Consider the following 14297-nt stretch of genomic DNA (forward strand, 5'->3'; position numbering starts at 1 on the left):
TAAAACTACTATCGTAAAATCCGACCCTATTTACCTTGAGATAACTTCAAGAATTGTGATGACAATTTTATGTGAGAAGCAGAATTTACACAAGACCTCAATTAAGAAATTAACATTTTTTAACATACCCTCAAACGAGCTCTCATCAATACCCGTCACGGCGAGCCAAGCGAAGCAATCTGATCCGGAGCGGGAACGGAAGTCATCCTTAGAAAACGAGTAACGCAAATCGTACACCGACAGACTGCCGCGGCTGCCGGAGCGATTACGCAATTCTCCCCCATCCCCCTCCTGAAAACAGAAGGGGGATGGGGAGAGGTGATTTGAAGTCACTTTTTACATATTTAACATGTTGATTTTCAAATCGTTAAAAATAAACATCGTCATCCCGATTTCTGCGTTTAAAAAAAATTAATTATCGCAGTGACGACTTTATCAGCACATCATTAAACCACGCCTTCGACTCCGCTCAGGCTCTGGAAATCACCACATCATCCTATGAAATTCAAGGAAAATAAAAGCCACTGGGACCTCTACCTACCGGTAATTGGTCTATCAGTTCCCCGGCTGAATTGACACGCAGTACCGATCCGTTTCCCTGCCAGCCGGCATGCTCTCCTATAAATAAGGTTTGCGTTGCTTCATCGTATCCCAATCCGTAAAAATTATTTCCCGAATAAAAACGCTCCTCCACAACCGTTCCGGTACTCAGGGACAGCTTGATTACCACATCTTCGTTGGCCTGGTTGCTAATGACAAATAGTTCTCCACCTCCTGAATGGGCAAAATTGCCATTATAAATGCTGTTGGCAACTCCAAAGGTATGCGTTTCATCTACCTCAAATGTTACCGGATCTATTTGGTGCACATACACGTTTTCGGCATCGTTGGCGTACAGGTAGGTATGGTTGGCGTATTCAAAGAAATAAAAAGGGGTGCCGCTTACCGGTACGGTCTTTTCCACGGTTTCATTTTCAGGATTTAGGACAGAAATCACCTGATCCTGCTGACAGGCCACCAAAATCCGGTTTCCACTGATTATCAGACCTTCGGGTCTGGAGGCGATATCGATTTTATTGGCAATCGAACCGCCCTCCAGGTCATTGACCACGGCGATAAACGAATCCGGGTTATTCCAGGCTTCATCGTAGGCGCCCCAATCGCTGATAAACAATTTCTCTCCCGAAGCCACCAGGGAACGGGAGTTGAGCAGCTCTCCTTCTACCGCTCCCACGCTCATAAAATCCGATGATCTGACGATTTCCACCTTGCCCGTATTGGCGACCAGGTAATGATAGGCTCCGAATGACCGCATATTTTGAATCAAACCGGCAAAGGGACGCGCATTCGTTTTTTCAAAAATGGAAGATTCTACTTCTCCGGTTTCGGTATCGTAGTGGTAAATCTCTCCATCATTGGCTCCAAAGGCCCCTTCATTGATTACCAGGACCCCTTTTTCGTAGGCACCACGTGGAATTTCTACCGGATCCGTTCCACAGGATACCAAAAGGGAAAAAAATAGGATTTTACTAGCTAACTTCATTTTTTTATAGGTCTAAATGTATACTAAATTGAAAATTTCTTCCGGGCATAGGCCTTAGGCGAAGTATCTGATAATCTGTATCCCATACATTATGGACCTGTAGCCCAACCGTTCCGGTCACCCATTCCTTCCAGGCAAAATCATGGGAAATACCCGCGCCCCAAAGCGAAAAGGCCGGCAGCGCGGTACGGTTATCGGAGGTGACAAAGCGTTCACCGGTGTATTGTCCTGAAACAAAGCCAGAAAACCGGTCCTTTTTAACGTTCCAGCGCAGTTGCACCTTATGGCGCGGAACATAGGGTAGTTGTTTACCCAACTCCAGCTCATTTCCTGCGGCAACGCTGCGATTGCTGGTATGGGTCCAGGCATAATCGGCTTCCCATCCCAGATCCCATTTTCCCTGTCTCAGCTCCCATTCCATAAAATACTCCAGTCCCTTACTGACCACCTTACGCACATTTTTTGGTGTCCAATAGGATTCCTCCGGAAGCCAGATGATCCAATTATCCACGCTCATATGAAAGAGGGAAAGCCGGTTGCTAAACTGCAAGTTGTTGTTGTTGAATTTTTGGTTCAGGCCCAGTTCTTTGCTCCAGCTTTGCTCGGAAGCAAGATCCGGGTTTCCCCCGGGCACCCAGTACCGATCATTCAAGGTGGGAACTTTGAACCCTTTGGATCCATTTCCCGACAGCTCCCACTGCTGTACTGGATTTTTAAAAAATGTCCAGGAAACTCCCAACCCCGGCGTAAAGGGAACCGGCTTTCCTTCGTGCAGCAACTGCCTCAACTGTAGGGAAAAACCCAGGTTATCCAGGGGTTTGTAATTGGTCGCCTGATACATTTCGATGCGCTGTTCTGTACGAGAATAGGTCGATAAATCACCTTGAATACGTGTATAACGAACTCCTGAACGGCTTTGCCATTTGTCGGAAAGTTCCCAGTCCACATCTGCTGCCAGCAAGGCCTGTAGCGTCAGGTTTACCTCCCTGTTAAATGCCATGCGATCTCGTACGAGTCCTGCCTTGATATTCCAGGTGGTTTTCTGACCGTTTTTGATATAATCCACCACCGCTCTGAGGTTAACATCCTCTTGGGTATCTCTGCCCGATGAACCCAGGACGGGTTGAATCTCCCGCTGTATTTCCCCCAGCCAGAGAGAAGCCTTCAAAACCTGACCTTCTCCGATGTCGGCACGCAAATCCTGCACCCATCCCAGTTGGTTAACAGCCGCATGGTCCTGGTACCGGACCGGCGTGTCCTGACTGGCCCAATCCGTATACGAGAACCTGTTAGCCAATGCGTTTCGATACAGGCTGGTCCGAAAGGAAATGGATTTAATACGCTGTTGATGACTTATTTCCTGTCGCCAGTTACCAAAACTCCCCAATTGGGTGGTGACGCTGGTGTTCCTTTTTTTGTTTACAGGAAGGGAAGTGGAGAGATGGACGGCTCCTCCTATGGCATCGGTTCCGTACAGAGCGCCGGCACTTCCGTAGTGAATGTCCACCTGATCCATACCTGCCATGGGGAAAATGGAATAATCCGCCTGCCCCAGGGAGGGGCTATTGACCGGCAGCCCGTTCCAAAACAAGGCATTGTGCCCGGCAGAGGTGCCTCTCATGCTTAGCGAAGCCGTCATTCCCGGCCCGTAGGAGCGGATAAAAAGTCCGGTGCGATCCTGGAGAAGGTCGCCCAAGGAAACCGCGGCAGGTCCTTCCGCCTCAGAGAATCCAAGGGTACGGACCCGTTGCCCGTAAGCGAAAGTACTCATCGGTACCGCAGCTACCTCCACGGGGTCCAAATCCACTGTATCCCGCAGCAGCTCCTGCGAAAAACCCCATACCGGTAACAGTAGCCATAAAATCGCCAGAATTGGAACACCTATTTTTTCTGCTGCCATGGTAGAATCGGTTTCTTTCTAATCCGGATAGAAATGGCAAGAGAAAACAGGTTATACCTTGGATACACCAAAGGCTTGCTTTTGTCGGAAAACAATCCGCCCAGCCTGGAGTAACAGAAATGGTAATTTTTAAAACCCTACTTCTCCGCCTTTCTCCCGAAAGCGTTGAATACAATAAAAAATGGCAGGTCTCCTGACTTCCCTTCGTTGTTCCGCCTTCTCGTCCCTTAAAAAGGACAATGGCAGAGGATGAACAACCCCTCTAGCCGGTATCCGACCAGAGGCATGGGTTACAGTTGCGGGGACAGCTCCGGATTTCCACCGGATTCCCTATTAATCCCGAGAGCCTGGTGCAGGTTCGGGAACCATTAATCGGGGCAAACATACGGGAAAATCTGCATTCAAAAAATTTTCTCCAAAAATTAGCTGTTGGAATTGGATGTCACAATGGTTTACTTTGGATTCCAAATTACATTCAAAAATGCAATTACGACCCTCAGGAATTTGCTTTTTATGTGCCTTGCTTCTGGCGGCTTGCTTTTCCTGTGACAATAAAGAGGATTCTTCTGAAACCTCCCTGATGGAAAATAGAGAGGAAATTCCGTTGTCCTACGCACAAGGATTTTCTATTTACAAGGTAGTTTCCGGTTACCTGTTGGAAATTCATCCTGAAAATGGGAAAGAAGCCTTGTTTCTAATCCAAGATCCCTCAAAAGCTCCTGGCAGTGAGGAGCCGGAACTAACCGGAACCATTCCCATGGGGAGCAAAAAAATCATACTCACCGCTACCACCCAAATCCCCCACCTAACCTACCTGGACGCGGCGGATCGGCTGATGGCCTTTCCCAACCTGGACCTGATATCCTCTCCTGCCATTACAAAACGGATAGCAAGTCGCAAGGTGATTGAACTGGGTACCGGTCCCTCTCCGGATTTGGAGAGAATCATTGCATCAGACCCGGATTGGGTCATGGTTTCCGGTTTCGGTGAGGTACTAAATTTAGCCGACCGGCTACATGCAGCAAAAATTCCCGTGGTTGTTAATGGCGAGTTTTTAGAAGCCCATCCTTTAGGTAAGGCCGAGTGGATCAAGGCCACGGGTGCACTTTTGGGAAAAATGGAGGAAGCAGACAGTATATTTTCGCACATTGAATCTAACTACCTGTCGGCGAGTAAAATTACAGGTTCCATTCCAGTCGAAAATCGGCCGACCGTACTCTCCGGAACGTTGTACAAAGACGTCTGGTATGCACCCGGAAAAGACAGTTGGGTAGCCAGGTTAATTGGAGATGCAGGGGGTAATTATGTATTTCAGGATCTGGCGGGTATGGGAAGTTTGTCTTTGAATTACGAATATGTGCTGGAAAAAGCCCGGGCGGCTAACTTGTGGATAGGGGCAGCAGATCATGCTTCCCTGAGCCAAATGGGCGAACAGAATCCAAAATACAAAAATTTCCAGGCCTTCCAGACAAATGAAGTTTATACCTACACCCTTAAAAAGGGGGAAACCGGTGGCTTGATGTACTTTGAAGAAGGATATTTGCGACCGGATTGGGTTTTATTGGATATGATCAAAATTATGTATCCGGAAGAAGCCGGGGATCATGATTTTCACTATTTTCAAAGGCTGGATGAATAAGTTTAGATCCCAACGGCTGGTAATTGTGCTTCTCTTATGCGGCATCCTTTGGCTGGTAAACCTGAGCCTGGGAAGTGTTCAAATACCTCTGAAATCCTTACTTGAGCGTATTGCCGGCAATCCTTTTCCACATAGCAGTTGGGAAATAATCCTGATGGAATACCGGTTACCCAAATCCCTGACAGTCCTTTTAGCAGGTATAGGGCTTTCCCTAAGTGGCCTCCAAATGCAAACCTTTTTTAGAAATCCCCTTGCCGGACCCTACGTGCTGGGCATTAGTTCGGGTGCCGGTTTAGGGGTGGCGTTGCTTACCATGGCAGGAACGGCTTTTGGCATACAGGTTCTGGGTAATCCGGGCAATAGCTGGTCGTTGGTAGGCGCCGCAAGTGCAGGCGCCATGGGCGTGCTGATACTGATGGGGCTGGCAGCCTGGAAGGTAAAGGATAGCATGACCTTATTGATCGTGGGGTTGATGTTTGGCAGTGCCACTTCTTCGGTAATTACCTTGCTGGCTTATTTTAGCGCCGCAGAGGAATTGAAACTTTTTACCATCTGGTCCATGGGCAATTTGGGAAATACGGGATGGGAAGATTTGGGGTATTTGGCAGGAGCGGTTGTTCTTGGACTCATACCTGCTCTATTCGCCATCAAATCCTACAATGCCATGCTATTAGGAGAGACTTACGCTATGAGCATGGGCATTAATTTTCAAAAATTAAGGTGGACCATGATCCTCAGCACGGGCATACTTACCGGAAGCATCACGGCTTTCTGCGGACCCATAGCATTTATCGGCATAGCGGTTCCCCATTTGGCCAGACTGCTGTTCCGTACCCAAAGCCATTCTATATTGTTCCCTGCCACTGCAGGTGTAGGCGTATTGATCCTCTTGGCCTGCGATACCATCAGCCAGTTGCCCGGTATGGCTACCAGCCTGCCCATCAATGCGGTCACCACCGCTTTTGGGGCTCCCCTGATCATATGGATGATCATGAAACGAAGTTTTAGTGAGGAATTTTAACCTGGCATCGATGGAAAATCCAGAAAATAGGCAAAGCGATAAAGAGGGATTTGTTCGTGCAAACGATTTGGAACTGGGCTATCGCTCGGGAGCGAAAACCCATCGGGTAGCCTCAGGTGTCAGCTTTTCTCTTTTCAGAAAGGAACTTACCTGCCTGATGGGACCCAATGGGGTGGGCAAATCCACCTTGCTCAAAGCCATTATGCACCAGCATCCTCCCCTTAAGGGAGAAGTCTGGCTGGGTAATTCCCCCGCTTCCCACCTTTCGGAAAAGGAGCGGGCAAAAAGAGTAGCCGTAGTCCTTACCGAAAAAATCGCTACCGGTCTGCTAACCGTCAGGGATTTGGTAGCCCTGGGAAGGATTCCGCATACCGGTTGGTGGGGGCAACTAAACCCTGTAGATCAGGCCAAAATAAACGAAGTAATGGAGCTTACCTCCATCAGCCAACTGGCGCATAAAAACGTTTCTGCACTTAGCGATGGTCAGCGACAAACGGCACTCATTGCCAGAGCCCTGGCCCAAGACAGTCCCATTATGGTTTTGGACGAGCCGACCGCACACCTGGATCTCAGCAATCGGTTTGAGATCATGTACCTGCTACGTGACCTGGCCAGAAAAGCTTCCAAGGCCATTTTAGTAGTCACCCATGATCTCGAAGTAGCCCTGGAAACAGCCGATAAACTCTGGCTAATGGACGCCAGGCAGCCCCTGCTGACCGGCAGCCCGGAGGACCTGATGATTAGTGGGGGCATTCAACGACTATTACCAGGGAAAAAATGGAGGGTAGATGCTGTTACTGGAAAGATTATCCGCAATACAGCCCCACTGCCCTGCAAGATTGAAGGCCCGGAACCTTTGGTCAGCTGGGTAAAAAATGCCCTTCGCAAAAATCCCGAACTTAACTTGCCTGACACGATTTTTCTCTCCGAAAACCCATTTTCGATAAAGGCCACTTTTTCTCAAAACCAGCACCGATTTGACAGCATTTCCGAAATGATCCGATTCCTTCAGGAGCGGTTAAAACAGAAAATTTCTTTTTGAAATAAAATTTCTGATTTAAATTGATTACCAGCTTTTTATAGAATTTTAAGTCGACTATACATTATTATTATTTTAAATTATACCAATATCCCTTTAAAATAATTTTAGCATGAGATGAATAAAACCTGGTACAAAATAAATCACAATAATCCATTATTGGATTTTGCTAGTATCAATAAACCCAATCAGCCATGTCCAAATTTCTAAAAAATCCTGACCTTCCTGGTGTCCTTTCTAACGCTGCTGATCATCGGAGGCTTGTTGTACATTTCCTTTGCCTTGCCAAATGTGGGACCCGCAGCGGCAAATTGCAAAGTGGTGAGTAGTCCTGAAAAAATAGCCCGAGGAAAATACCTTGCCAACCACGTTATGCTTTGTATTGACTGCCATTCCCTACGGGATTTCAGCTTGTTCAGCGCTCCCCCGGTACCTGGTACAGAGGCCACTGGAGGCGATCGATTTGATCAGACCATGGGTTTTCCGGGAGTTTTTGTCTCTCCAAACATTACTCCGGCGGGCATCGGAGATTACAGCGATGGAGAAATATTTCGGTTGATTACTACCGGGGTAAAAAAAATGGAAATCCCATTTTTCCTGTCATGCCTTACCCAAATTATGGTAAAATTGATGCAGAAGATATCGAGGCGGTCATTGCCTACGTTCGTTCATTGGAGCCAATAGCCACGGAAATTGAAGCCTCTAAACCGGATTTTCTCGTCAACCTGATCATGGGGATCCTGCCCCTGAAAGCCGGATTAACCAAATGCCCACCTGCCAGCGATGCGATCGCCTACGGAAAATACCTGGTTACGGCCTCGGCATGCGCTGACTGCCATACCCAATTCGAAAACGGATCTTATACAGGTAAACCCCTGGCCGGAGGGAGGTCTTTTTTGTTCCCAGATGGAAGTGTATTGACCTCAGCCAACCTCACTCCGCATGAAACCAGGCTAAAAAACTGGTGCAAATTACAGTTTATCGAGCGAATTAAAATGTATGAAGATCCGGAACATATCCGCAAACTAAACCCGGGAGAAATGCAAACCATCATGCCCTGGGCCATGTATGCCGGAATGACCACAACTGATCTCGCAGCAATCTTTGACTACCTGCAAAGTCTTGAACCGGTGGAAAATGCAGTGACAAAATTCCTGGCCAAGGAAGATTCATAACCCTTTGATAGCTCCTCCATCTATAGGTATACTGGCCCCGGTGATATACGCAGCTTGTGGTGATGCCAGGAAAGCCATCAAATAGCCATATTCTTCCGGCTTGCCAAACCGCTGAGCTGGAATTACCGCTTTGCGGGCTTCCATAAGTTCCTCGAGCGACTTGTCGCTTTTTTGAGCCTGATTTTCTGTCAGTTCCCGGATTCGCTCTGTTTCAAAAGCGCCGGTAAGAATGGAATTCACCGTCACGCCAAAGGGCGCCACAGCATCAGCCAAAGTTTTGGCCCAACTGACAACAGCCGTCCGGATACTGTTTGATAAGACCAGATTGGGGAGGGGTTCTTTTACGGAAACGGATGAAACATTGAGAATTCGCCCGTATCCGCGGGATTTCATACCCGTTACTAGTAAGTGACTTAGGTGATGGTAGGTTTTAAACAACAGGTCAAAGGCCTCCTGGTAGTCCTCTGTAGACTTTTGATCCACGGTCCCGGCCTTTGGTCCGTTGGTGTTGTTAACCAGAATATCCACTTTTTTGCCTTCAAAAAATTGCGTACTTCGCTTTTGGAATCCAGGAAAATCGCTATAATCCACTTCCAGGTAATCGTGTTTTTGTCCCTCTGTCGCCGGTAGCAGATCCCGAGCTGCTTTCAATTTGGTTTCATTTCGCGCCATCAGTGTGACAGTAGCTCCTGAAGCAGCCAATTGGCGGGCAGTTGCCAGGCCTAACCCTCGGGTAGCTCCTCCAACGACCGCGTGGTATCCTTTAAGGTCAATTTTCATAGGGTATCGTTTACAATTAATTAGTGCTGAATAATAAATGCAATCCCTGAAAATAGCGCTTCCTGTCCAATCAGACAAATGCAAAAACGAGACGGACAACCATTCAACAAAACCTATAATTTTTATAGGGTTTGTTGGGATAGGTATTGAAATATTAATTATATTTGCCGTACTAATTATTGGCATGACATACGAGCAATTTAGCAGGTATTCTTTTTTGTTGGACAGGACCGCTAGGAAGGTCAAGCAATATGCCCAGCAAAAGTTTAAGTTGAAGGATTTTGACATTACGGTTGACCAATGGCTGGTCATAAAAAATCTGGATGAAAACGATATACTTAGCCAAACTGAATTGGCTCACCTGGTATTTAAGGACCACCCCACGTTAACCCGAATTGTAGATATACTTTGTAAAAAAGGCTACGTGGAACGGGTCCCTCACCCGCAAGACAGACGGAGCTACCAGCTTCATCTGACCAAAGGCGGAAAGGACAAAGTGGCGGAACTTAAACCTCAAATTGCGCTGATCCGGCAGAAGGCCTGGGAAAACTTAAATGAAAGCGATTTTGAGGAATTTAAGCGCATCCTAAATACCATTTACGGCAATCTGGAGGAATAAAGTATCGGAAAATTTAAAATAGTTGTTATACTAATTATATTTGTACAAACAATCGAACCCAGGTAGGGTTCCACCATTAAAAACAATCAAGCTACACCATGATTACTACTGACATTTGCATTATTGGAGCAGGCCCGGTAGGCTTATTTGCCGTTTTTGAAGCAGGTTTATTGAAGATGCGCTGCCATTTGGTAGATGCATTGCCACAGGTTGGCGGTCAGTTGTCGGAAATTTATCCACAAAAGCCCATTTACGATATTCCTGGCTATCCTGAGATAAAAGCCCAGGAGTTGGTAGATAATCTGATGGATCAAATCAAGCCTTTCAAACCCACCTTTTCCTTGGGCGAACGTATAGACCACCTCAGCAAGCAGGAAGATGGTTCGTACACCTTGACCACAAATGATAAAACTCAGATACATGCTCAGGTGGTGGTAATTGCCGGAGGATTGGGTTGTTTCGAACCCAGAAAGCCGGTATTAGAGAACCTGGAAACTTTTGAAGGCAAAGGGGTGGCCTATATGGTGAAAAATCCGGAGCAATTTCGGGATAAAAAGGTAATTCTTGCAGGAGGTGGAGATTCTGCCCTGGATTGGGCCATTTACTTGTCAGACGTTGCCAAAAGGGTTACGCTTGTTCATCGAAATGAAACATTCAGAGGAGCGCCCGATTCAGCAGCAAAAGTTTTTGACCTGGCAAACCAGGGTAAAATAGACCTGATCCTTTCCGCTAACCTGAAAGAATTGGGCGGAAACGGGCATCTTGCCTCTGTCTTTCTAGAGGATAAGGCCAAAACAAAAATTAAAATCGATACAGACTACCTGATACCTCTCTTTGGTCTCAGCCCCAAATTGGGACCCATTGCCGATTGGGGTCTAACCGTTGACCGAAACGCAATCGAAGTAGACACCCGGGATTATTCTACGGGAGTAGAGCGTATTTATGCCATTGGAGACATCAATACCTATCCTGGAAAATTAAAATTGATTCTCTGTGGATTCCATGAAGCTGCTATTATGATGCAGTCTGCTTTCAAATACGTGTATCCGGATCAAAAATTAAGTTTTAAATACACGACTGTTAATGGAGTCAATTCATTTTAATCGTATTTTTGCCAAATGGTAACATTCACCGTAGAAGATCACGACGGCAACCGCCAAAGTATAGAAGCCCCGGATGACATGGGGTTGAGTCTGATGGAAGTACTAAAGGCTTCCGAATACCCTGTTTTGGCCACCTGTGGAGGCATGGCCTTATGTGCTACCTGTCATATCGAAGTGTTGGAGGGTAAAAATGGACTGGGTGATGCCACCGATATCGAGTTGGATCAGCTGGAATCCCTGCCGGAATATTTCCCAACTAGTCGACTGGCCTGCCAGATCAGGATCTCTGATGAACTGGATGGAGCCATCATTAAACTCAGAGGAGAAGATAACTAACGATTACAGGTGAATGACGCTTTTGTCATTCACCTTTTTTTTATGTGCTGGATGGGTTACTCATCCATTTACCCACTACCTGCTGGAATTTTTTTTGAACCACTGGTTTGATCAGGTAATCATCAAATTCATAAGGCTTCCCGGAAGTGGCCCTTTTTGAAAAGGCATTTGCTGTAAATCCGATCACCGGCACTTCTTTTGCAAAGGGTAATTCCCTTATAGCCTGCAATAATTCATACCCATTCATTTCCGGCATGTTGAGGTCTGTAATTACAAGGTCAGGATTCTGTTCTAGAAAAATGGAAAGGGCCTCCCTCCCATTCTCTGCTTCCAAGACCAGGGCTCCCGGAGACATTTTTTCTAAAAAAATCTTCACCAACATGCGATTAATTGGATTGTCTTCTGCCACCAAAAGCTTAAAACGTTTTCCGTACGCCGGGCTGTTCTCCCGGCTTTGTAGCACACTATCTAGCGTATCGTTCTCAGGGTTGGGCACCTTACTAATCAGTTGTTTTAATTTAGAGGGAGTTACCGGCTTATCCAGAATTAGCGAGCACCCGATTTCCTTATAGGATTGAATAAGGCTATCTTTATCACTACCTCCAATCATGGCCACAAAAGTCACTTTTCGTCCGTACTTTTCCGACAGGCGAATCATTTGTTGCATGGCCGCTGGACTGTTATTTCCCATCAATCGGTTATTCATCAGTACAACATCAATGTCGGGATCATTTTCGAGGGCAAAAAAAGCCTCGTTTACAGCCTCGAATCGAACGGTTTTTAATCCAAAATCTTCGCAATACCGCGCGATGACATTACCTGAAAAAAAATTCCCATCCAATACCAACACCTTGGAAATATCTTTAATAACCACTTCCTGACTTCTATTTTCCTGAATTTTAACCTCCAGGTCAAAGAAAAACGTACTTCCCTTTCCCAGTTCGCTCTCCAGGTAAATCCGACTTTCCATCAGTGAGAGCAATTTATTGGAAATGGTTAGCCCTAGTCCTGTACCACCGAATTCTTTAGTGGTAGAAGAATCGGCCTGTGAAAAGGCCTCAAATATCAACTGCTGCTTATCTTCAGCAATCCCCACACCACTATCCTTTACCGCAAAGCGAAGCCTGCCCTTGTTGTTACCGGAGCCCTTTCCCTGCCAGGAAACCCGCAAAATTACCTCCCCCTTATCGGTAAATTTTAAACCATTATTCAACAGATTAATCAATACCTGCTTGAGTTTAAGTTCATCTGTTTCAATTTTAAAAGGAACATTCGCTTCCAAATCCAGAATTAATTCCAGTCCCTTTTGGTGGGCCTGAAAACTTAAAACATCGATGATTGTTTCGAGTAGGGCGTGGAGATCCACCGTACCCAGGTTTAAGTCTGCCTTTCCTGCTTCTATTTTTGCCAGATCCAAAATATCATTGATGAGCTCTAGAAGTGCCGAAGCAGAAGATAACGCTGTTTGGGCATATCTTTTTTGCTGCGCGTTTAACTGCGTATGGGTCAGCAACTCGGTGAACCCGATCACCCCATTCAGGGGGGTTCGGATCTCATGGCTCATATTAGCCAAAAATTCGCTTTTGGCCTTATTGGCTTCCTCTGCAACTATTCTGGCTTTTTCAATTTCCAACTGTGAACTCCTCTCCTGTGTAATATCCCTCAGCACCAGCAAACTACCGACCCTATCTTTTCCCTCGACTGCTACGGTAGATTTGCTGAGCAGATACCAGCAGGTGTGCGTTTCCCTGGTCCGTGTAAATTCCCTAATCTGATATGCCTCCGGTGGACTTAGCAAATCAGCTATTTCTGGCCAGTTTTCTTTAATTTCAACTAAGGCCGATTTTTGATGAACCTTTCCAATTCCGATGTACTTCGCTGCAGATAGATTCAACGTCACGAGTTCTCCCTGATTATCCAGGACCATCACGCCCTCCTGGAGATTATCAAAAAGCGTCCGGTAAGCCACGGGAGCGATCCGAAACAGATTAAATTTTTTAAGTCCCAAAAAGAAGAAAAGACCGGTACCTAAAAAACCAATCGGTATGGGGTCCAATAAAAGTGGAACATTACCTGTCAGATACCACATGTAAACAATAAGCGGACTGCAAAGCCCTAAAATCACCATAAAAACCTGCCTGGAACTTGCAGAAGGTATTTCCGAAATTCGCTTGATCAATAACCAAAGACTAATAAAAAGCAATAAGAGGGTATAGCCTTGGTGTATCCAGTAAAATAAGCCTTTTTGGGTTACCAAAACAGGAAAAAGGTTCTCACTGCTTAGCGAAAAGTTCTGGTAAAAAAGGTGATGCCAGTCCGTAGTCCACACTAAAATTAAATTAAGTAACGGCAAAACCATCAAGGCAATCTGCCTTTTGCGGGTAATCCATTTTTCCATTCCGGTATAAACCAGTGTAAAGAGGTATACCAGCGGGGCAAATGCTACGGCACCCAGGTACTGTATTTTAATCAGAACGATTTTTCCGGCCTTGGGAATGACCATTAATTCCAAAACGTAAGCAAAGGAATAAATAAAACAAGCCAACATTACCCAGAAAAAGTAAACGGAAGCTTTTTCTGCAGTTTCTTTCCGAATAAAGAGAGGAAATAATAACGGGACTGCCGCCACCGCCATAAATAAAAAGAACAAGGCATGATAATTGAAAAACGAAAACATGACAAAAAACAGTTCGAATTAAGCAGGTAATATAGATGAATAAAACCACTTTTGGTACTTTGGAAATATTATTTTATTCAAAAAACAGGAGTTAAATCAACTAATAGTGTTTTTACACTATCAAAAAATGGGTATGCATCTACTAATTTGCAGGCTTCTATTTTACAGTACGGATTAAAATTACTTTTTTGAATTCGGTGAAAAACAAGTTGGAGTGGCACAAAAAAAAACAGCTCCCAACAGGAGCTGTTTTTACATTGTTAAAAAACCTTAATCTTAAATGCTTTTAGTAACTAAGCATTTCTAATAAAAAGCTATTATCTGCTATTTGCAAGCGGATTTTTCCGAAAGCCGGGGATTTTTGTCCCAATGGCAATGAATTGTTTCCGAAAAAGAGGAATTCTCTTGTTTACTTTCATCCAACTCCTATAAAAAAGCATGTTTTTTGAGGATTTTTATTATATT

12 protein-coding genes and 1 riboswitch are annotated in these 14297 nt (G+C 45.6%); of the genes, 8 read left to right on the plus strand and 4 right to left on the minus strand.

Translation table 11 applies throughout. From position 1 onward, the window contains the following. Nucleotides 1–505: 505 nt before the first annotated feature. Together GKS34_RS18130 and GKS34_RS18135 are read right to left on the minus strand one after the other, a co-directional pair. Nucleotides 506–1543, minus strand: a complete 1038-nt coding sequence (locus tag GKS34_RS18130; RefSeq protein WP_163386401.1) for a YncE family protein — start codon at nt 1541–1543, stop codon at nt 506–508. A 4-nt stretch (nt 1544–1547) separates the two neighbouring features. Further along, nucleotides 1548–3443, minus strand: a complete 1896-nt coding sequence (locus GKS34_RS18135) for a TonB-dependent receptor (protein WP_163386402.1) — start codon at nt 3441–3443, stop codon at nt 1548–1550. A gap of 166 nt (nt 3444–3609) precedes the next feature. Next, nucleotides 3610–3828: riboswitch (cobalamin riboswitch) on the minus strand. Nucleotides 3829–3924: 96 nt separating this feature from the next. On the opposite strand from GKS34_RS18135, the gene GKS34_RS18140 reads away from it, so the two are divergent. The 5 genes from GKS34_RS18140 (at nt 3925) to GKS34_RS23695 (ending at nt 8317) form a co-directional block, all read left to right on the plus strand. Then, nucleotides 3925–5082 carry an ABC transporter substrate-binding protein gene (locus tag GKS34_RS18140; protein ID WP_163386403.1) on the plus strand — a complete coding sequence of 386 codons (1158 nt, stop codon included), beginning with the start codon at nt 3925–3927 and terminating at the stop codon, nt 5080–5082. Further along, nucleotides 5075–6103 carry an iron chelate uptake ABC transporter family permease subunit gene (locus GKS34_RS18145; protein ID WP_163386404.1) on the plus strand — a complete coding sequence of 343 codons (1029 nt, stop codon included), beginning with the start codon at nt 5075–5077 and terminating at the stop codon, nt 6101–6103. The genes GKS34_RS18140 and GKS34_RS18145 overlap by 8 nt, the downstream gene beginning before the upstream one ends. A gap of 10 nt (nt 6104–6113) precedes the next feature. After that, a complete protein-coding gene (locus tag GKS34_RS18150) occupies nt 6114–7145 on the plus strand; it encodes an ABC transporter ATP-binding protein (RefSeq protein ID WP_163386405.1) in 1032 nt (343 codons plus the stop codon). A 225-nt stretch (nt 7146–7370) separates the two neighbouring features. Next, a complete protein-coding gene (locus tag GKS34_RS23690) occupies nt 7371–7826 on the plus strand; it encodes a hypothetical protein (RefSeq protein WP_317167985.1) in 456 nt (151 codons plus the stop codon). Continuing rightward, the gene (locus tag GKS34_RS23695; RefSeq protein WP_317167986.1) at nt 7745–8317 is read left to right on the plus strand and encodes a c-type cytochrome; all 573 of its coding nucleotides are present in this window, start codon (nt 7745–7747) and stop codon (nt 8315–8317) included. Before GKS34_RS23690 ends, GKS34_RS23695 begins: the two co-directional genes overlap by 82 nt. Here GKS34_RS23695 and GKS34_RS18160 read toward each other — a convergent pair. After that, nucleotides 8312–9097, minus strand: coding sequence for an SDR family oxidoreductase (locus GKS34_RS18160; protein ID WP_163386406.1), 786 nt, complete (start codon nt 9095–9097; stop codon nt 8312–8314). The two genes, GKS34_RS23695 and GKS34_RS18160, sit on opposite strands and share 6 nt — an antisense overlap. Nucleotides 9098–9281: 184 nt before the next feature. On the opposite strand from GKS34_RS18160, the gene GKS34_RS18165 reads away from it, so the two are divergent. From GKS34_RS18165 to GKS34_RS18175, 3 genes are all read left to right on the plus strand, one after another. Then, nucleotides 9282–9716: a MarR family winged helix-turn-helix transcriptional regulator gene (locus tag GKS34_RS18165; protein ID WP_163386407.1), complete on the plus strand. Its 435-nt coding sequence runs from the start codon at nt 9282–9284 to the stop codon at nt 9714–9716. Nucleotides 9717–9814: 98 nt separating this feature from the next. Next, the gene (locus GKS34_RS18170) at nt 9815–10819 is read left to right on the plus strand and encodes an NAD(P)/FAD-dependent oxidoreductase (RefSeq protein WP_163386408.1); all 1005 of its coding nucleotides are present in this window, start codon (nt 9815–9817) and stop codon (nt 10817–10819) included. A gap of 15 nt (nt 10820–10834) precedes the next feature. After that, nucleotides 10835–11155 carry a 2Fe-2S iron-sulfur cluster-binding protein gene (locus GKS34_RS18175; protein WP_163386409.1) on the plus strand — a complete coding sequence of 107 codons (321 nt, stop codon included), beginning with the start codon at nt 10835–10837 and terminating at the stop codon, nt 11153–11155. A 40-nt stretch (nt 11156–11195) separates the two neighbouring features. Here GKS34_RS18175 and GKS34_RS18180 read toward each other — a convergent pair whose 3' ends face one another. Next, entirely contained in the window at nt 11196–13832 is a 2637-nt protein-coding gene (locus GKS34_RS18180) for a histidine kinase N-terminal 7TM domain-containing protein (RefSeq protein WP_163386410.1), read from the minus strand. Nucleotides 13833–14297 lie beyond the last annotated feature (465 nt).

This window comes from Cyclobacterium jeungdonense, assembly GCF_010994275.1.
Taxonomy (GTDB): Bacteria; Bacteroidota; Bacteroidia; order Cytophagales; family Cyclobacteriaceae; genus Cyclobacterium; species Cyclobacterium jeungdonense.